This window comes from Streptomyces sp. NPDC005784, assembly GCF_042871525.1.
Classification (GTDB): domain Bacteria; phylum Actinomycetota; class Actinomycetes; order Streptomycetales; family Streptomycetaceae; genus Streptomyces.
The window spans coordinates 341,192-364,965 of sequence record NZ_JBIAIQ010000006.1 but is presented as its reverse complement, the minus strand read 5'-3'; the positions used below and the strand labels follow the sequence as shown (position 1 = coordinate 364,965).

Annotated in this window: 20 protein-coding genes and 2 tRNA genes; 17 read left to right on the top strand and 5 right to left on the bottom strand. The window is 68.9% G+C overall.

What is annotated here, in order from left to right:
- Positions 1-10 precede the first annotated feature (10 nt).
- Complete coding sequence (locus tag ACFYR3_RS14050; RefSeq protein ID WP_355852082.1) at positions 11-820, top strand: DNA-formamidopyrimidine glycosylase family protein; 810 nt, start codon at positions 11-13, stop codon at positions 818-820.
- A 79-nt stretch (positions 821-899) separates the two neighbouring features.
- Here ACFYR3_RS14050 and ACFYR3_RS14045 read toward each other — a convergent pair whose 3' ends face one another.
- Positions 900-2,129 carry a GNAT family N-acetyltransferase gene (locus tag ACFYR3_RS14045; RefSeq protein ID WP_355852005.1) on the bottom strand — a complete coding sequence of 410 codons (1,230 nt, stop codon included), beginning with the start codon at positions 2,127-2,129 and terminating at the stop codon, positions 900-902.
- Between the two features lie 171 nt (positions 2,130-2,300).
- Here ACFYR3_RS14045 and ACFYR3_RS14040 point away from each other — a divergent pair, with 171 nt between their 5' ends.
- Both ACFYR3_RS14040 and ACFYR3_RS14035 read left to right on the top strand, forming a co-directional pair.
- Positions 2,301-3,473: a PP2C family protein-serine/threonine phosphatase gene (locus tag ACFYR3_RS14040; protein ID WP_355852002.1), complete on the top strand. Its 1,173-nt coding sequence runs from the start codon at positions 2,301-2,303 to the stop codon at positions 3,471-3,473.
- Positions 3,474-3,556: 83 nt separating this feature from the next.
- Complete coding sequence (locus ACFYR3_RS14035; protein ID WP_355851999.1) at positions 3,557-4,012, top strand: HD domain-containing protein; 456 nt, start codon at positions 3,557-3,559, stop codon at positions 4,010-4,012.
- Positions 4,013-4,185: 173 nt separating this feature from the next.
- Here the strand turns inward: ACFYR3_RS14035 and ACFYR3_RS14030 are convergent, their stop codons facing one another.
- Positions 4,186-5,379 carry an acyltransferase family protein gene (locus ACFYR3_RS14030; RefSeq protein ID WP_389282966.1) on the bottom strand — a complete coding sequence of 398 codons (1,194 nt, stop codon included), beginning with the start codon at positions 5,377-5,379 and terminating at the stop codon, positions 4,186-4,188.
- A 646-nt stretch (positions 5,380-6,025) separates the two neighbouring features.
- Here ACFYR3_RS14030 and ACFYR3_RS14025 point away from each other — a divergent pair.
- Both ACFYR3_RS14025 and ACFYR3_RS14020 read left to right on the top strand, forming a co-directional pair.
- Positions 6,026-6,220, top strand: a complete 195-nt coding sequence (locus ACFYR3_RS14025; protein ID WP_037618829.1) for a hypothetical protein — start codon at positions 6,026-6,028, stop codon at positions 6,218-6,220.
- Positions 6,221-6,368: 148 nt separating this feature from the next.
- Positions 6,369-6,803: an NUDIX domain-containing protein gene (locus tag ACFYR3_RS14020; protein ID WP_389282964.1), complete on the top strand. Its 435-nt coding sequence runs from the start codon at positions 6,369-6,371 to the stop codon at positions 6,801-6,803.
- 90 nt (positions 6,804-6,893) lie between these two features.
- Here the strand turns inward: ACFYR3_RS14020 and ACFYR3_RS14015 are convergent, their stop codons facing one another.
- Complete coding sequence (locus tag ACFYR3_RS14015) at positions 6,894-7,403, bottom strand: hypothetical protein (protein WP_355851990.1); 510 nt, start codon at positions 7,401-7,403, stop codon at positions 6,894-6,896.
- Between the two features lie 190 nt (positions 7,404-7,593).
- A tRNA-Gly gene (locus ACFYR3_RS14010) sits at positions 7,594-7,667 on the bottom strand.
- 151 nt (positions 7,668-7,818) lie between these two features.
- Between ACFYR3_RS14010 and ACFYR3_RS14005 the strand changes: the two genes are divergently transcribed.
- From ACFYR3_RS14005 to clpX, 5 genes are all read left to right on the top strand, one after another.
- Positions 7,819-7,895, top strand: a tRNA-Pro gene (locus ACFYR3_RS14005).
- Positions 7,896-8,098: 203 nt separating this feature from the next.
- Entirely contained in the window at positions 8,099-9,493 is a 1,395-nt protein-coding gene (gene tig, locus ACFYR3_RS14000) for a trigger factor (RefSeq protein ID WP_355851987.1), read from the top strand.
- 415 nt (positions 9,494-9,908) lie between these two features.
- The gene (locus ACFYR3_RS13995; RefSeq protein WP_060897745.1) at positions 9,909-10,514 is read left to right on the top strand and encodes an ATP-dependent Clp protease proteolytic subunit; all 606 of its coding nucleotides are present in this window, start codon (positions 9,909-9,911) and stop codon (positions 10,512-10,514) included.
- Between the two features lie 117 nt (positions 10,515-10,631).
- Positions 10,632-11,312 (top strand): ATP-dependent Clp protease proteolytic subunit, encoded by a 681-nt coding sequence (locus ACFYR3_RS13990; RefSeq protein WP_261708770.1) that lies wholly within the window; start codon positions 10,632-10,634, stop codon positions 11,310-11,312.
- Between the two features lie 160 nt (positions 11,313-11,472).
- Positions 11,473-12,759: an ATP-dependent Clp protease ATP-binding subunit ClpX gene (clpX, locus tag ACFYR3_RS13985; RefSeq protein ID WP_261708796.1), complete on the top strand. Its 1,287-nt coding sequence runs from the start codon at positions 11,473-11,475 to the stop codon at positions 12,757-12,759.
- A gap of 585 nt (positions 12,760-13,344) precedes the next feature.
- Here clpX and ACFYR3_RS13980 read toward each other — a convergent pair.
- Complete coding sequence (locus tag ACFYR3_RS13980; protein ID WP_355851984.1) at positions 13,345-14,328, bottom strand: hypothetical protein; 984 nt, start codon at positions 14,326-14,328, stop codon at positions 13,345-13,347.
- A 136-nt stretch (positions 14,329-14,464) separates the two neighbouring features.
- Here ACFYR3_RS13980 and ACFYR3_RS13975 point away from each other — a divergent pair, with 136 nt between their 5' ends.
- From ACFYR3_RS13975 to mreD, 7 genes are all read left to right on the top strand, one after another.
- Complete coding sequence (locus ACFYR3_RS13975; protein WP_355851981.1) at positions 14,465-17,116, top strand: valine--tRNA ligase; 2,652 nt, start codon at positions 14,465-14,467, stop codon at positions 17,114-17,116.
- Positions 17,117-17,491: 375 nt separating this feature from the next.
- On the top strand, positions 17,492-19,027 hold the full coding sequence (locus ACFYR3_RS13970; protein ID WP_355851978.1) for a folylpolyglutamate synthase/dihydrofolate synthase family protein: 1,536 nt from the start codon (positions 17,492-17,494) through the stop codon (positions 19,025-19,027).
- A gap of 5 nt (positions 19,028-19,032) precedes the next feature.
- The gene (locus tag ACFYR3_RS13965; RefSeq protein ID WP_355851975.1) at positions 19,033-19,416 is read left to right on the top strand and encodes a DUF4233 domain-containing protein; all 384 of its coding nucleotides are present in this window, start codon (positions 19,033-19,035) and stop codon (positions 19,414-19,416) included.
- 442 nt (positions 19,417-19,858) lie between these two features.
- On the top strand, positions 19,859-20,272 hold the full coding sequence (ndk, locus tag ACFYR3_RS13960; RefSeq protein ID WP_355851972.1) for a nucleoside-diphosphate kinase: 414 nt from the start codon (positions 19,859-19,861) through the stop codon (positions 20,270-20,272).
- Between the two features lie 438 nt (positions 20,273-20,710).
- Entirely contained in the window at positions 20,711-21,730 is a 1,020-nt protein-coding gene (locus ACFYR3_RS13955) for a rod shape-determining protein (RefSeq protein WP_355851969.1), read from the top strand.
- Between the two features lie 219 nt (positions 21,731-21,949).
- Complete coding sequence (gene mreC, locus ACFYR3_RS13950; protein ID WP_389282959.1) at positions 21,950-22,888, top strand: rod shape-determining protein MreC; 939 nt, start codon at positions 21,950-21,952, stop codon at positions 22,886-22,888.
- 18 nt (positions 22,889-22,906) lie between these two features.
- Positions 22,907-23,581 (top strand): rod shape-determining protein MreD, encoded by a 675-nt coding sequence (gene mreD, locus ACFYR3_RS13945; RefSeq protein WP_355851963.1) that lies wholly within the window; start codon positions 22,907-22,909, stop codon positions 23,579-23,581.
- Positions 23,582-23,774 lie beyond the last annotated feature (193 nt).

Sequence of the window (23,774 nt, the reverse complement as noted above, 5' to 3'; positions counted from 1 at the left end):
AGGAGGAACGGTGCCCGAGGGGCACACCATTCACCGGCTCGCGGAGGACTACCTCGCCGCGTTCGGTGGCCGCGGCGTCCGCGTCACCAGCCCCCAGGGCAAGTTCAGCGACGCCGCGGCCCTCCTCGACGGATCGGTGCTGACCGCGGCACAGGCCCACGGCAAGCACCTCTTCCTCGGCTTCCGTCCGGCGCAGTGGATCCACATCCACCTGGGCCTGTTCGGCAAGGTCGGCTTCGGCGGCACGCCCGCCCCGCCGCCCACGGACACCGTCCGGCTCCGCCTCACGAACGACACCGCGTACGTCGACCTGCGCGGCCCCACCACCTGCGCCCTGATCATGGACGACGAGAAGCGCGCGATACACGACCGCCTCGGCCCGGACCCGCTACGCCCCGACGCCGACCCGGCGGCGGCGTACCGCCGGGTCTCCCGCAGCCGTACGACGATCGCCGCGCTGCTCATGGACCAGAAGGTCATCGCGGGTGTGGGCAACGTCTACCGCGCGGAGGTCCTCTTCCGGCACGGCATCGATCCGTACCGCGCGGGGAAGGACCTCGGCGCGACGGAGTGGGACGCGATCTGGTCCGACCTCGTGGATCTCATGCGCGAGGGCGTCCGCAACAACCGCATCGACACAGTCCGCCCGGAACACACCCCCGAGGCGATGGGCCGCCCGCCGCGCGTGGACGACCACGGCGGCGAGGTCTACGTGTACCGCAGGGCCAACCTGCCCTGCCACATCTGTGGCGGCGAGATCAGCACCGCCGATCTCGCCGCCCGCAACCTCTTCTGGTGCCCGGCCTGCCAAAAGGCCTGAATCCGGGCCGAGTCGGGACCCGGCGCCCCTGCCCGTCCGCCAGACCCCGTCCGGCGGGCAAGGGCGCGGTCACCAGCTCCTAGAAACCGTGCGGCAGCCACGGGGCGACCGCCGAGGCGAACGCCGACGACGCCTCCGCCAGCGCGCCCTGCCGCAGTTCACGCACCAGGCCGCCCGCCGCGAGCGAGGCCGGAGACACCCCGCCGAGATAGACCGTACCCAACTCCCGTACGGACAGGGCGAGATCGGGGGCGTCCTCGGTCCGGACGCACGTCGCCCCCTTCGTGTCGCCGGTGAGCCGCCAACGCCCCTCGTTCCAGGGGCAGAAGGAGTCCTCGACCTCGAACACCACGTCCACCGGGGCCTGATAGGTCCGTGCCTCCAGCGCGGCCCCGACGTCGACGAGCCGTACATGCAGCGCGTCCTTCGCCTGCAGCCGGCAGCGGCGGATGTCGGAGACCATGTACTGCCATGCCTCGTCCACGGGGCGACCCCGGGTGTGCAGCGAGGTTGTCAGGTCGATGTCGAAGAGGAACCGCCACAGCGCGGCCCGCACCGCCGGGTCCAGTCCCTCCAGATCCACCATCATGACCGCCCCGTTGTGCCCGGACGGACCCCAGTCCGGCTTGACCCGGAAGCGCGTGTAGCCCACGACCTCGCCGTCCCGCTCGGCCACCACGCACTGCAACGGTGACGCGCCGCTGCGCTGGTCCTCCGTGTCGAGCACCCCGAGCCGCTGCCAGCCGGGCTGCCGGGCCAGCATCCCGGGACGCTCCGGTACGAGCCGCGCGTACACCGCCTCGCAGGCGTCCAGCACCTCCCTGGGCACCGCGTAGCGCAGCCGTACGTCGTCGGTCCCGGGCGGAACGGACAGACTTACGCGGCTGGTGTCGATCTCCGCGCGGATCTGCAAGGTTCCGATGCCGTAGCCGAACCGCCCGTAGATCGCCGGTTCCGAAGCGGTCAGGACGGCGAGCGGCTCGCCCCAGGCACGGATGTCGTCCAGCTGGCGGCGCATCATCGCGGTGAGCACCCCGCGCCGCCGGTGGGTGGCCGCGACGCTCACCGCCGTGATCCCGGCCGCCGGTACCGACGCGCCGCCCGGGACCGTGACACGGAAGGAGAAGGCCCCCGCAGTACCCACACACTGATCGCCGTCCCACACCCCCAGCGAACGGTCGTACTCTGTGAGCGCGTTCCACAGTTCGCGCTCCTCGGACGACTCCGCCACACCTCCGAACGCGCGGATCAGGTTGTCGTACCACTTGTCCCAGTCGGCCTGCCGCAGCACCCGAACGTCAGTCGTCATAGCCCATGCCTACCAGGGCAATGCGGCACGAGCGAGGGAATTTCGCCCGGCCGCCACAGCCCCCAACCGGAATGTGTCTGTGCAGTTCTCTGTGAAGTTGAGCGCTCGGAGGGGGGACAAGTGGGACCTCCCGTGCCAAGCACCTGGTCCGATGGATAGGGTCCCGAACTAATGGCAGCAGGACGACAGCGGCGCGCGGAAGCCGACACGTTCACGGCCCGGTTGAAGAAGCAATGGCACCGGGCCCGCACAGGGCTGCGCAGATCCGCTGTCGACTACTTCCGCGGGGACGGTTCGGACTGGATCGCGCTGGCCGGTCTGCTGATCACGATCCCGGTGATCGCCTCCACGACCCTGGTGAATTCGGTGTGGTGCTCGCCCTCCGCCCTGGTCCTGCCGATCGTGGCCGGCGGACTGCTGCTCCGGCCCGCCAGCCTGCTCGGGCTGTACGCGGCCGCCGCCACCGCACTGATAGTGGAGTCCGTGAAGCTCGGCCCGTACACGGAGGGCCCGTCCCGGGTCACCCCGGGCGTGGTCCTGGTGGTCGCGGCCTGCGGCTTCTTCGGACTACTGATCGCACAGTTCCGCAGCCGGGTGGGTGTGCCCTGGCGGCGCGGCGGCACCATGCTCTTCGACCTGCGCGAGCGCATCCGGGTGCAGAGCAAGCTGCCGAAGCTGCCGCTGGGCTGGCACCGCGAGATGGCGCTGCGCCCGGCGGGCGGACAGTCCTTCTCCGGGGACTTCGTCGTGGCCGCTCGGACGAACGGCGGCCGAACCCTCGAAGTCGTCCTCACGGATGTGTCCGGCAAGGGGATGGACGCGGGTTCACGCGCCCTTCTGCTGTCCGGAGCCTTCGGCGGTCTCCTCGGTTCGCTGCCGCCGCACGCCTTCCTGCCCGCCGCGAACGGCTATCTGCTGCGCCAGGACTGGGACGAGGGCTTCGCCACCTCGATCCATCTGGTGCTCGATCTCGACTCGGGCGACTACGAACTCTTCTCGGCCGGACACCCGCCGGGCCTTCAGCTCAGCGCGGGCAGCGGCCGCTGGGAGGAGAAGGCGGCGGAAGGCCCCCTGCTGGGGGTGTACGACGGCGCCCAGTTCGACCCGGTGAAGGGCTCACTGCGGCCCGGGGACGTGCTGATGCTGTTCACCGACGGTCTGGTCGAAACCGCGGACCGGGACATCGTCGAGGGCATCGACCGGCTCACCGGCGCGGCCGACCGCTATGTCGCCGGCGGCTTCCACGGCGCGGCCTGGCACCTCATCGAGGCGGTGGCCAGGGACGTCAACGACGACCGGGCCCTCCTCCTGATCTGCCGCGAGGGTCTGACCCCGGTACGCTGACCGCGCCCCACGGCCGTGTCCGGCAACGCGATTGTTTCCGGCAACGCGGCGGCAGCGGCCCGTACCGAGGAGACACTGATCGCGTGACGCAACCTCTCCTGACCCTGGCCGAAGTCGAAGCGCTCGCCCGCGCGGCGCACGCCGCCCAGACCGACAAGGCCGGCCGGCCGTACGCCGAGCACCTCCAAGCCGTGGCGGACGGCGTCCGCGAGCGCGGCGGCGACGACGAGCAGATAGCGGCGGCCTGGCTGCACGACGCCGTCGAGGACGACGCCCTCTCCGAGGACTGGCTGAACGAAGCCGCGCTGACCCCCGGTACGAAGGACATCGTGCTGGCGCTCACCAAACAGGACGGCGAGTCCCCGGAGTCGTACGCGCGACGCATCCGCACCACACGGGGCGCCCTGCTGGTCAAGGCGTCCGACCTGGCGCACAACGCCGACCCGAGCCGCCTCGCGGTCCTCGACGAGCACACCCGGGCCCGCCTGACGAAGAAGTACGCGACGATGCGGACCCTGCTGGGGCTGCCGCCGAGCTGAACGCGGTGCCTTCCACAGCCTTCCGCAGTTGTGCACTGTCGTCGTCCACTGTCTTGTGCGTGAGCGTGAGCCGAAGTGGGCGGGCCCGGAGTCTCCGGGCCCGCCCACTTGGTATGCCGATCGGCCGGTTACGCGTTGGTCGGTTGCGCGTTGGCCGGCTGTGCGGCGGCCTGCTACGCGTTGACCGGCTGTGCGGCAGTCGGCTGCACGGTGGCCTTCGCCCGTTCGCGGGCGACTTCCGTCGCGTCCCGCTTGAACGCCCACGCCAACTTCGGCTCCATCGCGAAGCGGAAGATCCGCCGGACGGGCCGCGTGCACAGGGCGGTGATGAGCGCGGCCGCGACGACCGTCACGAAGACCTCGCCGACCGGCTCGCGCACCCACTCTTCGTCGAACCAGCCCCCGTACTCGAACGCCTTGACGACCAAGCCGTGCAGCAGATAGCCGTACAGCGTGCCCGCGCCGAGCGCCGTGAACCAGACCGTGCGCCGCGGCACCCAGGCGAAGAAGCAGGCGGTGAGGACCAGCGAGCAGCCGTAGAGCGCGAGCGTCATGATGACACCCGCCCACCAGGGCGCGCCCATCTCCTGTGCGCTGTCGCGGTGGTAGAACCAGGCGGTGTTCATCCGGGGTGCCGCCCAGTAGCCCACGACCAGCGCAGCGGCCAGGACCGGCACCGCCAGGACGCGCACCTCACGGCGGCGCACCATTTGGAAGTGCTCGGGCTTCATGGACAGGCCGAGGACGAAGAACGGCAGGTACTGCAGCACCCGCTGGAGGTCCAGATCGTCACCGATCTCCGGTGAGACGGACGCGATCAGGCCAAGACACAGGGCCAGCGGAAGCGGCCAGCGGACCACCTTCCACAGGGGGGTCGTCAGCCGCCAGACGAAGAGCGCGGCCAGGAACCAGGTGAGGTACCAGGGGTCGAGCAGACTGATCGCCAGGTCCGAGCCGCCGACCCAGCGACTGAAGAGGGAGTACACCGTCTCGAAGAGGACATACGGCACGACGACGCCGGTGACCAGCCGCTTCACGCGGTCGGGGCGCATGTCGAAGCTGCGCGAGAAATAGCCCGAGATGATGATGAAGGCGGGCATGTGGAAGGCGTACACGACCATGTACAGCGCTTCCATGACGCGGCTCTGGCCCTTCAGCGGATCCCACACATGACCCATGGCCACGAGCACGATCGCCAGGTACTTGGCGTTGTCGAAGAAGGCGTCGCGCGGTTTGGCGGGCTTGCCGCCCGGTGCGGCGGCGACGGCCGCCGCAGGGGTCCGGGGCGAGCGCGGGCCCGGCAATCCGTCCGCCGGCCGGCGGGCCGGCGGGAGCGGTGATCCGTGGGGTCGGGGCGAGTTGGTCACAGGCCCTCCTGCCAGGAACTCCGGGAGACGATTCTGGACCTCGCTGCGCGTATGGGGGGCGTGGCGGCGTGGAACATCTGAGGCACCTTAGCGTTGTCAGCACGTTCTCGTAAAACGCTCGATCTCATTCCTGCTTATCGTCTGCGCCTACCCCGGATTCGGAGATGTGTGCCTGTTGATCCGCAGGTGGTTCCGTAATCGATTCCCTTACTGGCGGCGGGCGTTCTGTCCGACTTCATGCTGACTAGGCGGTATATAGCACCCGAAGGCGACTCCGAGGGTATGTCCGGTTCGTTGGGCTATGGCTGCCCGTGCTCCGTGCTCGCGGTGTGCCCGTGGCGGCAATTTGAATTACCCGCGAACAGGATGTGTGGATACGGCAACGGTCGCCGTGAATTCGCTGTCCGGGAACGCTCTCGAATTGCGGTGCGGGGCAGTGCGGTTGACATATTTCCGCGAGGCCGGGGGAGGGTGGCACCGCGCCGTTCCGGTGGGCCACCGGCCCAGTCCCGGGTCTGCCCCTGGCCAACGATGCGTCACCTGTCGCATACGAGCGGCCGGTTGGTGGCACGATGGTTCTGGCGGGGGTGTGCGGGGCTGCACCTCCGGGCCGGGAGAGCGGACCGACCGTAGGGTGTGATCAGTTGTGGCCATTTCGCTGTCAGTGGTGCTGCTGTTGGCGATCATCCTCGTGGTGCTGATCCGAGGAGGATCTATCAAGGCTGGACCTGCCATCGTCGCGGTGCTCTTCGGTTTCTTTCTCGCGTCGACCGGTATGGCTCCGTCCATCAACCGGTTTCTCGATTCGATAGCGCAGACCATCAACTCGATCAGCTTCTGAACGGGAATGGGCGCGAGTCGCCCATCGCTGGATCGCGGCCGTGCGCGAGGCGCGCGGCGCGGCCTGCGCCGGGCGCGCGTCACCGGCTCCACGCGCCGGTCACGCACACCACTGCGCCCGAAACACCGTGCCCGAAGGGGCGGTCGTCATGACGAAGGTCCGCCACAACGTCCGCGCGGTCCTGTGCGACGACGGCCATCTGGTGTTCCGTCGCGAGTGGCCCGGCGGCACCCCCTACTGCACCACCGTCGGCGGTGGCGTCGAGCCCCACGACGCCGGCCTGGAGGCGGCCCTGCGCCGCGAGGTCATGGAAGAGATCGGCGCCACCATCGGCCCCGCCGTCGAGTTCCTGACCCTGACCGAACCGGGCGAGCGGACGACTGTCGTACGGCACTACTTCCGCGCCGATGTGCTCGACATGGACCCGAACCGCCGGAGCGGCCCCGAACTCGACGACCCCGACACGGGCGACTTCTCGGCTGTCCGGGTCGTACCGGAGGCGTCGGCCCTGGCAGCCCTCGAACTCCAGCCGCCCGAACTCGCCGCGTACCTGCGTGAGCATGCCGAAACCTGGCGGGCCTGACGACCGACGCCGGCTGCCGATCCCTGCCCAACCCCTACATGGCCCGTTTCCGGCGCCTGACAAGCGTGAAGCCCCCGCTCGGCCCCGGTCCTATCGGTAGTCCTCCGGGTGACCCTGCATCCAGGTATTGATCCTGTCCCGCGTTCCGGTGAGCAGGGCCTGGTGCTTCTTGAGGTTCTCGAAGGATCTGTCGCCGCCCAGTTCGGCCCGCAGTTTCGCGATCCACGCGAGAGGTTCCTTGAAGTGTCCGGGGCCCTGAGGGTCGGCCTTCATCGACTCGTCGAGGCTGCTGAGCTCATCGAGCACCCGCCCCAGGAAGTACTCGCAGTTCCCCGGAGTCGTGCACCCGTCGTTGTAGGTGGCCTGAAGCCGCGCGAACACGTCACGGACCTTCTCGACTCCCGGTGTCGGCTCTGCCGTGCTCGGGGCGGTCGGCTCGTCGGCCGCGGCGGCCGGTGCCGTCTTGCGGACATCGCGGACGGGCGAAGCCGCATCACCCGAACCCGTGCCCGGACTGCCGGAACAGGAGAGCAGCAACGACGCCAGGGCCACGACGAGCGTGGGGGCGCCGAGAGTGTGCCGTGCGCGCAAATTGATCATGCCGCGTACGACTCCTCAGGGAGCTCACTGGTTGCACCGCCAGTCGCCGAAGAAGAAAGGCGCGCGGAGGCCGCAGAAGAAAGATCAGAAGCCCAACGGGCACGTAGCGGGCACGGAAGGCTGATCGGAGCCCCCGGAAACGACTAGGGCCAGGCGGAGGAATGAACCTCCGGCCTGGCCCTACGTCATCTGGAGCGGGCGACGGGAATCGAACCCGCGTAGCTAGTTTGGAAGACTAGTGCTCTACCATTGAGCTACGCCCGCGCAAGGTGCGCCGCAGGTCAGCGACCGCGGCACAGAATGCATCGTAGCGGGTCGACCGCCCACATCGCACACCCCGTTCCCGCCCGCGTCGGTGCTCGAGAAATGCGGCAGCCGCGCTGCCTGCGGGCATGTACCCTACGTGTCGCACCGACGGGGTGTGGCGCAGCTTGGTAGCGCGTCCGCTTTGGGAGCGGAAGGCCGTGGGTTCAAATCCCGCCACCCCGACCACCGGCACGACCCGCCAGGCATCCGCCCGGACAAGATCGCCTTTTGGGGCGTGTACCGCCTGCGGTTACTATGCAAGCTGCGCGCCCGTATGTCTGCAGTGTTACCTCTCTCTCGAGGGCCGCGCGAATCCGCCCAAGCTCTGCCCGACCGGCAGCAGCACGCAGCAGAACCCCCCAAGAAGTCAGCCACAAGGAGACCGAACCGTGAAGAGCGCCGTGGAGACCCTGAACCCGACTCGGGTTCGGCTCACTGTCGAGGTGCCCTTCGAGGAGCTCAAGGACAGCCTCGACGCGGCGTACAAGAAGATCAACCAGCAGGTCACGGTGAAGGGGTTCCGGAAGGGCAAGATCCCGGCGCGCATCATCGACCAGCGGTTCGGTCGCGGCGCCGTGCTCGAAGAGGCCGTCAACGACGCGCTCCCGAAGTTCTACACCGAAGCGGTCAACGAGGCTGAGCTGAATGTCCTCGGACAGCCTGAGGTCGACATCACCGAGCTGAAGGACGGCGAGACGCTGAACTTCACCGCTGAGGTCGACGTCCGCCCGACCATCGAGATCCCGGACTACTCCGGCATCGAGGTCGAGGTCGACGCCATCGAGGTCAGCGACGAGGACGTCGAGAAGGCCGTCTCCGACCTGCGCGAGCGCTTCGCCTCGACCTCCCCGGTCGAGCGCGCCGCCCAGGACGAAGACGTCGTCACCCTCGACCTCGAGGCCAAGGTCGACGGAGAGGTCCTGGAGGACGGCGTCGCCAGCGGTGTCTCGTACACCATCGGTTCCGGCGAGCTCCTCGAGGGCATCGACGAGGCCGTGAAGGGCCTGGAGGCCGGTGGCGAGACCACCTTCACCTCCGAGCTCAAGGGCGGCTCCGCCACCGGCAAGGAGGCCGAGGTCACCGTCAAGGTCACCCAGGTCGCCGCCCGCGAACTGCCCGAGCTGGACGACGAGTTCGCGCAGCTCGCCTCCGAGTTCGACACCCTCGACGAGCTCAAGGCGGACAGCCGCAAGCGCCTCGAGAACATGAAGCAGTACGACCAGGCCACGCAGGCCCAGGAGCGCGTCCTGGAGAAGCTGCTCGAGCTGGTCGAGGTGCCCGTCCCCGAGAAGCTGCTCGAGGACGAGATCAACACCCGTAAGCACAACCTCGAGCACCACCAGCTCGGCCAGATGGGCCTCGACCTCGTGAAGTACCTGGAGATCCAGGGCAAGACCGAGGAAGAGTTCGACGCCGAGACCAAGGAAGCCGCGGTCAAGGGCATCAAGACGCAGTTCGTCCTCGACGAGCTCGTCAACAAGGAGAAGCTGAACGTCAACCAGGAGGAGCTCACCGAGCACCTCATGCGGCGCGCTGCCTCCTCCGGCATGTCCCCCGACCAGTTCGCCCAGGCCGTCGTCGAAGGCGGCCAGGTCCCGATGCTCGTCGGTGAGGTCGCCCGCGGCAAGGCCCTCGCGGTCGTCGTCGAGGCCGCCACGGTCAAGGACACCAACGGCGAGGTCGTCGACCTCGACGACGAGGAGGACGAGACGGCCGAGACCGTCGAGGCCACCGAGGGTTCCGCCGAGACCGAGGCCGAGGCCGAGGAGAAGCCCGAGGCCTGATCGCCTCGCTTGTACGTCCGACGGGCCCCCGGGAACTTGTTCCCGGGGGCCCGTCGGTTGTTCAGGGGCGCGGGGAACTGCGCGAGCAACCCCCACCGCGCCGCAGCCGCGCTCCTGGCCCCCGGCGCCCCGACGGGTGCGGCCTTTCGAGGGTGCGCGCTGCCGACCCGCACCCGTGAGAGAGGGCGCCCGGAACCCCGGTCGGGCCAGCGCAGCGCATGCGCTCACAGCGAACAGTTCCCTCTGCGGGATTCCCCGGAGGGACCCGCGCGTTAGGGTCCATGAATACGAGGGCAGGGGAGTCCCCGGACGCCGTCGGGAGGCGGCGCGGAACCCGGGGTCCCAGGTCCCTGCAGAAGACGTGAGACGGCCCGGCGCCGTCGTAAGACGAGCAGGTGGATACGTGACGAATCTGATGCCCACAGCTGCCGGCGACCCTATCGGTGGTGGCCTCGGCGACCAGGTCTACAACCGACTGCTCGGCGAGCGGATCATCTTCCTCGGCCAGGCGGTCGACGATGACATCGCCAACAAGATCACGGCGCAGCTGCTGCTCCTTGCCTCCGACCCGGACAAGGACATTTACCTTTACATCAACAGCCCTGGCGGATCGATCACGGCCGGCATGGCGATCTACGACACCATGCAGTACATCAAGAACGACGTGGTGACGATCGCCATGGGCATGGCGGCCTCGATGGGCCAGTTCCTGCTCAGCGCCGGTACCCCCGGCAAGCGCTTCGCCCTGCCGAACGCCGAGATCCTGATCCACCAGCCCTCCGCGGGTCTCGCGGGCTCCGCGTCGGACATCAAGATCCACGCCGAGCGGCTGCTGCACACCAAGAAGCGGATGGCGGAGCTGACCTCCTTCCACACCGGTCAGACCGTCGAGCAGATCACTCGTGACTCGGACCGCGACCGCTGGTTCGACCCGATCGAGGCCAAGGAGTACGGCCTCATCGACGACATCATGCCCACCGCTGCCGGAATGCCGGGCGGCGGCGGCACCGGGGCGGCGTAAAGCCCCTCCAGCGCCCCCGAGGGCGGCGCAGGGCCCCTTCCCGCCCCCGGGCGGCGCAGGGCGTCCAGTGGGCCCTCAGCCGACCGCTCAGCCCTTTCAGGTTTTTCAGGAGACACAGTGAACGACTTCCCCGGCAGCGGCCTCTTCGCCCGCACGCAGGCCGAGTACACCGGTCCTCGCGCGGAGTCCCGCTACGTCATCCCGCGCTTCGTCGAGCGCACCTCGCAGGGCGTGCGTGAGTACGACCCGTACGCGAAGCTGTTCGAGGAGCGCGTGATCTTCCTCGGCGTGCAGATCGACGACGCCTCCGCCAACGACGTCATGGCGCAGCTGCTGTGCCTGGAGTCGATGGACCCCGACCGTGACATCTCGGTCTACATCAACAGCCCCGGTGGCTCGTTCACGGCCCTCACGGCCATTTACGACACGATGCAGTTCGTGAAGCCGGACGTTCAGACGGTCTGCATGGGTCAGGCCGCCTCGGCCGCCGCGATCCTGCTGGCCGCCGGCACACCGGGCAAGCGCATGGCACTTCCGAACGCCCGTGTGCTGATCCACCAGCCGTACAGCGAGACCGGCCGCGGGCAGGTCTCGGACCTCGAAATCGCGGCGAACGAAATCCTCCGGATGCGCGCGCAACTGGAAGACATGCTGGCCAAGCACTCGACCACGCCGATCGAGAAGATCCGCGAGGACATCGAGCGCGACAAGATCCTCACGGCCGAGGACGCCCTGGCGTACGGCCTGATCGACCAGATCATTTCCACCCGGAAAATGAACAACTCCGCGGTCGTGTGACGTATCGCTGTATCGTCTGCCGCTCCTTGGCACGGTTCACGACAAAGTGAACCGCGCCAAGGGGGGCCCGGACGAGGGGCTCGGCAAGGTACCGTCGGACATAAGGCAGCACCAGGAGCCGCTGGACCTAGGCGTCTCCCAGGCGAAGGGGAAGCACACCGTGGCACGCATCGGTGACGGCGGCGATCTGCTCAAGTGCTCGTTCTGTGGCAAGAGCCAGAAGCAGGTCAAGAAGCTCATCGCAGGCCCCGGTGTGTACATCTGCGACGAGTGCATCGATCTCTGCAACGAGATCATCGAGGAAGAACTCGCGGAGACGAGCGAGGTGCGCTGGGAGGAACTCCCCAAGCCCCGCGAGATCTACGAGTTCCTCGAGGGCTATGTGGTCGGTCAGGAGTCGGCCAAGAAGGCCCTCTCCGTCGCGGTGTACAACCACTACAAGCGCGTCCAGGCCGGTGAGAACAGCGCGGGCCAGAACCGCGAGGACGCCATCGAGTTGGCGAAGTCCAACATCCTCCTGCTGGGCCCCACGGGCTCCGGCAAGACGCTCCTCGCCCAGACCCTCGCGCGCATGCTGAACGTTCCGTTCGCCATCGCCGACGCGACGGCGCTGACGGAGGCGGGATACGTCGGCGAGGACGTCGAGAACATCCTGCTGAAGCTGATCCAGGCCGCCGACTACGACGTCAAGAAGGCCGAGACCGGGATCATCTACATCGACGAGATCGACAAGGTGGCTCGTAAGAGCGAGAACCCGTCGATCACGCGCGATGTGTCCGGCGAGGGCGTCCAGCAGGCCCTGCTCAAGATCCTCGAGGGCACGACGGCCTCGGTGCCGCCGCAGGGCGGACGCAAGCACCCGCACCAGGAGTTCATCCAGATCGACACGACGAACGTCCTGTTCATCGTGGGCGGTGCCTTCGCGGGCCTGGAGAAGCTCATCGAGTCCAGGGCCGGCGCGAAGGGCATCGGCTTCGGCGCGACGATCCGCTCGAAGCGCGAGCTGGAGTCCAAGGACCAGTTCGAGGCCGTCATGCCGGAGGACCTGGTCAAGTTCGGCATGATCCCCGAGTTCATCGGCCGTCTCCCGGTCATCACCTCGGTCCACAACCTGGACCGCGAGGCGCTCCTCCAGATCCTGGTCGAGCCGCGCAACGCGCTGGTGAAGCAGTACCAGCGCCTCTTCGAACTCGACGGTGTGGAGCTGGACTTCGAGCGCGAGGCGCTGGAGGCCATCGCCGACCAGGCCATCCTCCGCCAGACCGGCGCCCGAGGGCTGCGCGCCATCATGGAGGAAGTCCTCCAGGCCGTGATGTACGAGGTCCCGTCCCGCAAGGACGTGGCCCGCGTCGTCATCACCGCCGACGTGGTCCTGCGCAACGTCAACCCGACCCTGATCCCGCGCGACGCGCGAGGCCGGGGACCGGGGGAGCAGAAGACGGCGTAGTCAACGCACTCACGAAGAAGGGGCGCCCGGCGATCGACCGCCGGGCGCCCCTTCGTTCTGGGTGCTTGCCGGGTCCGGCTCTCGCGGAGCGAAGCGATCGAGCCAGATTCACGGCGGCCCTTGAGAGTCGTCCCCCCTTGATGATCGACCTAACTCGACCGCATCGACCATGCGTTCGGTTGGTTGGTGGAGCAAACGGGAGGGTTCGACATGCTGTCGCAGAGGATCCGGCGGATCGCGGTGTCCGCAAGCGTGGTTGCCGCAGTAGGGGCTGTGCCCCTGGTAGCGGCAAGTCCGGCGTCGGCCACTGTCAAACAGTACGAGGGAGTGGTGAGGGACCACGGCTACATAGCCGGGCCGAAGGTCGAGTCCGCCTGTAGCCGGCCGAGTTACCGTGGCACGCCCAATGCCCTTTGTCCGCAGAAGCTCGTGATCGCCGGCGTCAAGTACGACGTGGCGGACACCGCCTGCCAGTGGGCCTGAACAAGCATCGGTCCGTCGATCGGACGGGTGACCCGCATGCATCGGGGGGTCCGGCCGATGGACGGACCCCCCGATGATGAGCCTGCTGGTGAGCGGGCGGCGTCAGACCTTGACGCGGACGTCCTTGCGCAGCTTCGCGGCGATGTCGGCTGCGGCCTCAGGGGTGCTGCCCTTGCCGGCCATCATGCTGGCGTAGTCGATCGGCATCACAAGGCCGAGCGTGCTGTGGTCGCCCCAGATGCAGATCTGCATCGTGAACGAGCTTGGACCGGCGCCCGCAGTCGACGAGTCACCCTTGATCTTGATTTCCTGGCACTTGAGGACAGCACCGTCGAGCGCGCTCGGGGTGTACGCCTTCGGACTGCCGACGAACTCGCCGTCCTTGGTGCCTTCCTTCTGCTGCTCCTTCTTCATGCCGGCGAACATGTTGTCGACGGTCGTCTCCGGGTTGCCGATGGTTCCCCAGACGCCGCTGAACGAGACCTGCTTCATCGCGAGCGGGTTGCTCTTGTCCCCCGACTGGTACGCCGCGCTGACGTCCTTGGCGTTCTTCACACCCCAGCGCTCGGCGTCCTTCAGGTCATCCTTGGTCAGCCCGCCATCGGCGTTGTCGGCGCCGGTGGACTTCTTGTACTCGCCGCCGAGGACCGTCGCCGGCGTAGTCAGCTTGTGCGGGCCGTCGTCGGCGACGGAGCTTGCGCTGTTGCTTCCGGCGAACAGGAGGTACGCCCCCACCGCGATGGCCGCCACCACGGCGACGCCGCCGATTATCAGGCCCGTCCGCTTCTTGCCGCCGGACGGTTCGGGCGGCATCGGGACCGTGCCGTAGGGAGGCTGCTGGCCGTACGGGGGCTGCTGACCGTAGGCGGGCGGCTGGCCGTAAGGAGGTGTCTGCGGCGGGGCGCCCTGGGGCGCCTGCTGGGGGTAGCCGTAGCCGGGCTGCGCGGGGGGAGCCTGGGGCGGGTAGCCGTAGCCGGGCTGCGGGGCCTGCGGCGGCTGGCCGTAAGGGCCAGGCTGGCCCGGCTGACCGTACGGTCCGGGCTGCTCGGGCTGCCCGCCGTACGGGCCCGGCTGGTTGTAGCTCATTCCTGGGTTCCCCTCCAGATACTTACGCGTTCCGAACATCCTGGCGTACAGGTCACGCCCCCAAGTCCCCGGGGGCCGCACCGTTACGAAGTAATCGCGTTTCGGGACAGGGCCATGACGCCTCTAAACTGATCCCGTGACCGAAAACGCTCAGCAGCAGCCACCAGAGCCCAACGCCGAACTGCCGACCCAGTACGCGCCGGCCGATGTAGAGGGGCCGCTGTACGAGCGCTGGGTGGAGCGCGGCTACTTCGAGGCGGACGCGAAGAGCGACAAGCCTCCGTTCACGGTCGTCATCCCGCCGCCGAACGTCACGGGCAGCCTGCACCTCGGGCACGCCTTCGAGCACACCCTCATCGACGCCCTCACCCGCCGCAAGCGCATGCAGGGGTTCGAGACGCTGTGGCAGCCCGGCATGGACCACGCCGGCATCGCCACCCAGAACGTCGTCGAGCGGGAGTTGGGCAAGGAGGGCAAGTCGCGGCACGACCTCGGCCGGGAGGCGTTCGTCGAGCGCGTCTGGCAGTGGAAGGCCGAGTCCGGCGGGCAGATCTCCGGGCAGATGCGTCGTCTCGGCGACGGCGTCGCGTGGTCGCGTGAGCGCTTCACCATGGACGAGGGTCTCTCCCAGTCCGTCCAGACCATCTTCAAGAAGCTCTACGACGACGAGTTGATCTACCGCGCCGAGCGCATCATCAACTGGTGCCCGCGCTGTCTCACCGCCATCTCGGACATCGAGGTCGAGTACCAGGACGACGAGGGTGAACTGGTCTCCATGAAGTACGGGGAGGGGGACGACTCCATCGTCGTCGCCACCACCCGTGCCGAGACCATGCTCGGCGACACCGCCGTCGCCGTTCACCCGGGCGACGAGCGGTACAAGCACCTCGTCGGCAAGCTCATCCGGCTGCCGCTGACGGAGCGTTCCATCCCGGTCGTCGCGGACGAGCACGTCGACCCCGAGTTCGGCACCGGCGCCGTCAAGGTGACGCCCGCCCATGACCCGAACGACTTCGAGATCGGGCAGCGCCACAACCTGCCCAACATCGCCGTGATGGACGAGCACGCGGTCATCACCGTCCCCGGTCCCTTCCAGGGCCTGGACCGGCTGGAGGCCCGTTCCGCCATCGTCGCCGCCCTGCGCGCCGACGGCCGGATCGTCACCGAGAAGCGGCCGTACAGCCACTCCGTGGGCCACTGTTCGCGCTGCAAGACCACCATCGAGCCGCGGCTCTCCATGCAGTGGTGGGTCAAGGTCGGTCCGCTGGCGAAGGCCGCGGGCGACGCCGTCCGCGACGGCCGCGTCAAGATCCACCCGCAGGAGATGGAGAAGCGGTACTTCGACTGGGTCGACAACCTCCACGACTGGTGCATCTCAAGGCAGTTGTGGTGGGGCCACCGGATTCCGGTCTGGTACGGGCCCAGCGGCGAGATCGTCTGCGTCGGCCCCGACGACGAGGCCCCGACCGGCGAGGGCTGGCACCAGGACACCGACGTCCTCGACACCTGGTTCTCCTCCGGCCTGTGGCCGTTCTCCACGCTCGGCTGGCCCGAACAGACCGAGAGCCTCGCGAAGTTCTACCCGAACTCCGTCCTGGTCACCGGCTACGACATCCTTTTCTTCTGGGTCGCCCGGATGATGATGTTCGGCCTGTACGCGATGGACGGCACCCCGCCGTTCCACACCATCGCCCTGCACGGCATGGTCCGCGACCAGTTCGGCAAGAAGATGTCCAAGTCCTTCGGGAACGCGGTCAATCCGCTGGACTGGATGGACAAGTACGGCAGTGACGCGCTGCGGTTCACGCTCGCGCGCGGCGCCAACCCCGGCGTCGACGTGCCGATCGGCGAGGACTGGGTCCAGGGCTCGCGCAACTTCGCCAACAAGATCTGGAACGCCACCCGCTTCGCGCTGATGAACGGCGCGACGGTCGAGGGTGAACTCCCGCCCGTCGAGGAGCTGTCGGCCACCGACCGCTGGATCCTGTCCCGGCTGAACGCCACGGTCGCCGAAGTCGACGCCCTGTACGACGACTTCCAGTTCGCCAAGCTGTCGGACGCACTGTTCCACTTCGCGTGGGACGAGGTCTTCGACTGGTACGTCGAGCTGTCCAAGACGACGTTCATGGCGGGCGGCGAGCCCGCGAAGGTCTCCGGCCGGGTCCTCGGCGAGGTCCTGGACGTGACGCTGCGGCTGCTGCACCCGATCGTCCCGTTCGTGACGGAGACCCTCTGGACGACCCTCACGGGCGGCGAGTCGGTCGTCATCGCGGAGTGGCCGACGGCCGTGTCCGTTCCCGGCGCCGACGCACCGGGCGGCTTCCGGGACACCGCCGCCGAGCAGGAGATCGAGAAGCTCCAGCAGGTCATCACGGAGGTCCGCCGCTTCCGCGCCGACCAGGGCCTGCAGCCGGGCCAGCGGGTCCCGGCCCGGCTGACCCTCGACGGGACGGCGCTGGCACCGCACGAGGCGGCCATCCGTCAGTTGCTGCGGCTCCAGCCGGAGGGCGAGAGCTTCTCGGCCACGGCGACGCTGCCGGTGGCCGGTGCCACCGTCGCGCTCGACCTGTCGGGCACGATCGACATCGCCGCGGAGCGCAAGCGGCTGGCCAAGGACCTCGCCGCCGCGGAGAAGGAGAAGGCCCAGGCGAACGGCAAGCTCGGCAACGAGGCGTTCCTCGCCAAGGCCCCGGACAACGTCGTGGACAAGATCCGCGGCCGGCTCGCCAAGGCAGACGAGGACATCGCCCGTATCCAGGAGCAGCTGAACCGGATGCCCGAGGCGTAACCGCCGGTCGTACGCGCGTGACGAAGGCCCCCCGGACCGTTCGGTCCGGGGGGCCTTCCGCCGTACGCGGGCAGACTTTCCTTCGCCCCCTTCGCCCCCTTCGCCCCCTTCGCCCCCTTCGCCCCCTTCGCCCCGCCCCGTTCCCGGGGGCGCTGCCCCCGGACCCCCGCTCCTCAATCGCCGGAGGGGTTGAACTTCTCTCGTCCGGCGCTGGAAAGTCTTGGCCCGTCCGGCGATTGAGGACGAGGCCGGCAGGCCGAAGTGGGGGTCCGGGGGCGCAGCCCTCAGGGACGGGACGGGAAGGGGCGGAGGGGGCGAAAACCCCACACGGCCCCACACGCCCGCACACCCCCGCCCTCTCCGTAGACTGGCCCCGTGAGCGACCTCCCCCCGCACGACAGCAGCGCGTCCGACGACTCGGAGCGTGATCCGCTCGGTCTCTTCGAGGAGATCGTCGAGGCCGAGACCGACCGGGACCCCGACCTCGCGGTCATCGCGGCCGGCAGCCGTACCCTGCGAACCCGGGGCGCCGACGGCCCGCAGGCCGACGTACCCGGGCGGCCCTCCGACCCCGAGGTCGACAAGGCGCTCCGCGAGGTGGAGGCCGAGCTCGCCACCCGCTGGGGCGAGACCAAGCTGGAGCCGTCCGTCAGCAGGATCGCGGCGCTGATGGACGTCCTCGGGGAGCCGCAGCGCGCGTACCCCTCGATCCACATCACGGGTACGAACGGCAAGACCTCCACCGCCCGCATGATCGAGGCGCTGCTCGGCGCCTTCGACCTGCGCACCGGGCGTTACACCAGCCCCCACGTGCAGTCGGTCACCGAGCGGATCAGCCTGGACGGGACGCCGGTCTCCGCCGAGCGGTTCGTCGAGACGTACAACGACATCAAGCCCTACGTCGAGATGGTCGACGGGCAGCAGGAGTACCGGCTGTCCTTCTTCGAGGTGCTCACCGCGATGGCGTACGCCGCCTTCGCCGACGCGCCCGTGGACGTCGCCGTCGTCGAGGTCGGCATGGGTGGCAGCTGGGACGCCACCAACGTGATCGACGGGGACGTCGCCGTGGTGACCCCCATCGACCTCGACCACACCGACCGGCTCGGTGAGACGCCCGGCGAGATCGCCACCGAGAAGGCGGGCATCGTCAAGCAGGACGCCACCGTCATCCTGGCGCAGCAGCCGGTCGACGCGGCCCAGGTGCTGCTGAAGAAGGCTGTCGAGGTCGACGCGACGGTGGCCCGCGAGGGCCTCGAATTCGGTGTCGTGGCACGGCAGATCGCGGTCGGCGGACAGTTGCTCACGCTGCGCGGCCTCGGCGGCGAGTACGAAGAGGTGTTCCTGCCGCTGCACGGCGCCTACCAGGCGCACAACGCGGCCGTGGCGCTCGCCGCGGTCGAGGCGTTCTTCGGCGTCGGCTCGGCACACACCCAGCGGCTCGACATCGACACCGTGCGCAAGGCGTTCGCCGCGGTCACCTCGCCGGGCCGCCTGGAGATCGTGCGGCGTTCGCCCACCGTCGTGCTCGACGCCGCGCACAACCCCGCGGGCGCCCGCGCGACCGCCGAGGCGGTCAGCGAGGTGTTCGACTTCAGCCGGCTGATCGGGGTGGTCGGCGCGAGCGGCGACAAGAACGTGCGGGGGCTGCTCGAAGCCTTCGAGCCGATCTTCGCCGAGGTCGTCGTCACCCAGAACTCCAGCCATCGCGCGATGGACGCGGACGATCTGGCCGGGATCGCCGTCGAGGTCTTCGGCGAGGACCGGGTACAGGTCGAACCGCGGCTCGACGACGCCCTGGAGGCCGCGATCACGCTCGCCGAGGAAGAGGGCGAGTTCGCGGGCGGGGGCGTGCTGGTCACCGGATCCGTCATCACGGTCGGCGAGGTCCGACTGCTCCTGGGGAGGGGCTGACTCTCGTGCGTACGCTCTGTGCTTCCACACTGATCGGCGAGTTCTTCGTCATCGGTTTCGCCGGGCTCGTCGCCATGAAGGAACCCGATCTGTCCACGGCCATGGTCTGGACGGTCTGCGGGGTCCTGATGGCGCTGAGCGTGCTGCTGTGCGGCATGATCACGCGGCCCGGCGGTGTCCAGCTCGGCTGGGCGCTGCAGATCCTGCTGATCGCCGGCGGCTTCGTCGTTCCCTCGATGTTCGTCCTGGGCGCGGCCTTCGCCGCCCTGTGGTGGGCCTCGGTCCACTACGGCCGGAAGATCGACGAGGCCAAGGCCAGGTTCGCCGCGCAGGCGCAGTCTCAGCCGCAGACCCCGGCACAGGCCGAGCCGGGCGCCAATCCGGCCTAGCCGGGGGCAACCCGGTCTGGACGGGGGCAACTCAGTCTGGACGGGGGGCAACCCAGCCTGGACGGGCGGGAACCCGGTCTGGACGGGGGGCAACCCAGCCTGGACGGGCGGGAACCCGGTCTGGACGGGGGGGGCAACCCAGCCTGGACGGACGGGAACCCGGTCTGGACGGGTGTGTGACGGTCCGGCCTCGGCGGGCGCGCGTGACACCCGGCCCGCCGCGCGGGCGTGTGCCGACCCGGCGCAGGCGGGCGGGGCGTATTCCGGCCTGGCGTCGTCGGGGGTGTCGGCGGGGGCTCGCGCCGGACCCGAGAGGCGCCCGGGCGCGCGGCGCAGGCGGACGGAAGCGTGTGCCCGTATCACCTGACGCTGTGCGACAGCCACCCGGACACGCCCTGTAGCCTCGGTCATCCGCACAAGTGTGACCCGAAGGAGCCATCCCGTGAGCCAGCGCACCCTCGTCCTTCTCAAGCCCGACGCCGTCCGTCGCGGCCTGACCGGCGAGATCATCAGCCGTATCGAGCGCAAGGCCGGCTGGCAGATCACCGCGCTGGAGCTGCGGACCCTGGACCAGGACACGCTGGAGCAGCACTACGGCGAGCACAAGGGCAAGCCCTTCTACGAGCCGCTGGTGGAGTTCATGGCCTCCGGCCCGGTCGTGGCCCTGATCGTCGAGGGCGAGCGGGTCATCGAGGGCGTGCGCGCCCTGGCCGGTCCGACCGACCCGATCGCCGCCGCCCCCGGTTCCGTCCGCGGTGACTACGGCGTCATCGTCCGCGAGAACCTGATCCACGCCTCCGACTCCGAGGAGTCCGCCGACCGCGAGGTGAAGATCTTCTTCCCCGGCCGCGCCTGAGCGTACGGACGCCGGCGTCGCGTGCGCGCCCGCGTGCACGGACGGTCACGGTACGGCGTACGGACGGTCGCGTCCGAGACCGCGGGAGGTCTCGGTGAGGCCGCCCGGACGATCTCCGGAGCACGCCGGGCAGCACATTTGAAAGAAATTTTCTGAGACGGCGTCAGCGTCGCTCCGACAGTCTGACCTGGGACGGCCGTGAAAAATCCGGCCGTCCCGTGGCATATGCGCTCTGATCGAGGGAACGCGTGACCCCGATGGCCCGTCTCCACAAGCGAGTCGGCCCGCCATCTGCTGACAATGGCGAAGACCCTCGCGCAGTGTTCGTGTATGCGCGTCTACGATGGAAGCGTTCACGTCGCTGCACCAACCTCGCCGTCCTAAAAAGCCGTCAAAGCTCCACTTGGGAAGGCCAGACGAATCCTGATGGGGAACTCAATGTCGTTCATCGGCCGTGACATGGCTGTCGACCTCGGGACCGCCAACACGCTGGTGTACGTCAGGGGTCGCGGGATCGTACTCAACGAGCCGTCCGTCGTCGCGATCAACACCAACACCGGCGGGATCCTCGCGGTGGGCGCGGAAGCGAAGAAGATGATCGGGCGGACGCCGGGCAACATCGTTGCCGTGCGCCCGCTGAAGGACGGCGTCATCGCCGACTTCGAGATCACCGAGCGCATGCTCCGCTACTTCATCCTGAAGATCCACAAGCGGCGTTACCTCGCCCGCCCCCGTGTCGTCGTCTGTGTGCCCTCGGGCATCACGGGCGTCGAGCGCCGCGCCGTCATCGAGGCGTCGTCCCAGGCCGGCGCCCGTCAGGTGCACATCATCGAGGAGCCCATGGCCGCGGCCATCGGCGCCGGCCTGCCGGTCCACGAGGCCACGGGCAACATGGTGGTGGACATCGGCGGCGGCACCACGGAGGTCGCGGTCATCTCGCTCGGCGGCATCGTCACCGCCCAGTCCATCCGCGTCGCGGGTGACGAGCTGGACAACGCGATCATCCAGTACATCAAGAAGGAGTACAGCCTCCTTCTCGGTGAGCGGACGGCCGAGCAGATCAAGATCACGATTGGTTCGGCGTACGACCTCGACACCGAGGAGCACACCGAGATCCGCGGCCGGGACCTGGTGTCCGGTCTGCCCAAGACGGTCGTCATCTCCGCGTCGGAGGTCCGCAAGGCGATCGAGGAGCCGGTCAACGCGATCGTCGACGCCGTGAAGACGACGCTCGACAAGTGCCCGCCCGAGCTCTCCGGTGACGTGATGGACCGCGGAATCGTTCTGACCGGCGGCGGAGCCCTGCTGCGCGGCCTGGACGAGCGACTGCGCCGCGAGACCGGCATGCCGATCCACATCGCCGAGGACCCGCTGGACAGCGTGGCGCTCGGCTCCGGCAAGTGTGTCGAGGAGTTCGAGGCACTCCAGCAGGTTCTGGACGCCCAGCCGCGCAGATGAAGTAACACTTCGATTCCGCCGTACGAGATCACCCTTTCTCGTGCGGCGGATCGTTGGTATGGAGGCATAAACTCCTGCGACATAGAGTCATAACCTCCCCCATAACAGCCATCCCGTCACACCCCCCACCACCCCAGCCTCATCGCACCGTGGGCATCCTTTTGGCCCGGGGTGCGCCCCTGTTGACCCAATACAACGAGGAAGGCACGGCCGCCGCACGTGAGGGACACACGAGAGAGCCGGCTGCTCCTGGTGCTGCTGATCGCCATCGCGTTCGCACTGATCACGGTGGACATCCGCGGCGGGCAGGACTCACCGGTCGACGGTGCCCGCCAGGCCGCCGCGACGGTCTTCGGCCCGGTCGAGAACGGGGTGTCGTCCGCGGTCGACCCCGTCGGCAACGCGATCTCCGCGGTCCGCGACTCGGGCGGACGGCACGATCGCATCGCCCAACTGGAGCACGACAACGCGGCGTTGAAGGCGAGGCTCGGCAGCAACGACCGCAACCGCAGCCGCCTCAAGCAGCTCGACAAGATGATCAAGGTGGCGGGCGAGGGTCAGTACGGCATCAAGGGGGCCGAGGTGATCGCCATAGGGGCGGCCCAGGGCTTCTCCTGGACCGTCACCATCGACGTCGGCGCCCAGGACGGCATCCAGCGCGACATGACCGTCCTGAACGGCGACGGACTGGTCGGCCGGGTCACCACCGTCGGCCCGGACACCGCGACCGTACTGCTCGCCAACGACCCCGACTTCACCGTCGGCACGCGCATGGAGTCGACCGACGAACTCGGCTTCGCCTCCGGCCAGGGCGACCGCCCGCTGCGCGTCGAGCTCCTCAACGCCAAGGCGAAGATCAAGAACGGCGACCGGCTGGTCACCTTCGGCTCGCAGGCCGACAAGCCGTTCGTGCCCGGCGTCCCCGTCGGTGTCGTCTCCCGGGTCGACCCGTCCGGCGGCGACCTGACCCGCACGATCTACGTGACGCCGTTCGTCTCGTTCACCAAGCTCGACATCGTCGGCGTCGTCGTCGCCGCGCCCAAGAGCGACCCGCGCGACACCGTGCTGCCACCGAAACCCAGACCGACGCCCACGCCGACCGTGACCGTGACGGTCACCCCCTCGGCGAGCGCCCCCGTCCTCGGCCAGCAGCAGTAGCAGGAGGAGCCGAATCCCATGCGTTTCAACCGGATGCTGCTCTCCGTCACCCTGGTGGTCGTCGCCCTGGTGATCCAGGTGAGCGTCCTTGCCCGACTCCATCTCCCGGGCGCCGTCCCGGACCTGGTGCTGCTGACCGTCCTCGCCCTCGCCATGGTCTACGGCCATGTCGGCGGCGCGCTCATCGGCTTCGGCGCGGGTCTGCTCTCCGACCTCGCCCCGCCCGCCGACCACGCCGCCGGGCGCTACGCCCTCGTGCTCTGCGTCATCGGCTACCTCGCAGGCCTGGCCAAACCGGAGAACGGCCGGCTCAAGTCGGCCACCGGACCGATGGCCGTGGTCGTCGCCGCCGCGATCGGCTCCACCCTGCTGTACGCGAGTGTCGGCGCCCTCGTCGGCGACACCGCCGCCCGCCACGTCGGGCTCAGCAGCCTGCTGGTCACCGCAGCCGTCTACGACCTGCTGCTCGCTCCCTTCGTCGTCCCGGTGCTGATGGCGCTGGCCCGGCGTGCCGAGAACGATCCGCTCTCCGACGGTGGTTCGGCGTCCAAGGCGGCCGACGTCGCCTCGGGCTGGCTGTCCTCCGGCGGCACCGGCCTGCGCATCGGCAGCCAGCGCGGCGGACTGCGCGTGAAGGCGGCCAAGGCACGGGTCGCCCGCGCCGGACGCATCAAGGGGGTCAAGCGGCTGTGACGACAGCGACGAGCGCCGTCCGGCGGACGACTCAAGCGCCGCAGGGGTCACGGGACTTGACCGGCCGCGGGGCCGGCGCGCACAGGTTCGCCGTGTACTCGTATGACTCGTACACACACTGAGAGGGGGAGGCAGCAGCAGTGACCAACGCCCACCCGTCGCCCACCACCACCCTTCCAGCGGATGGGCCGCG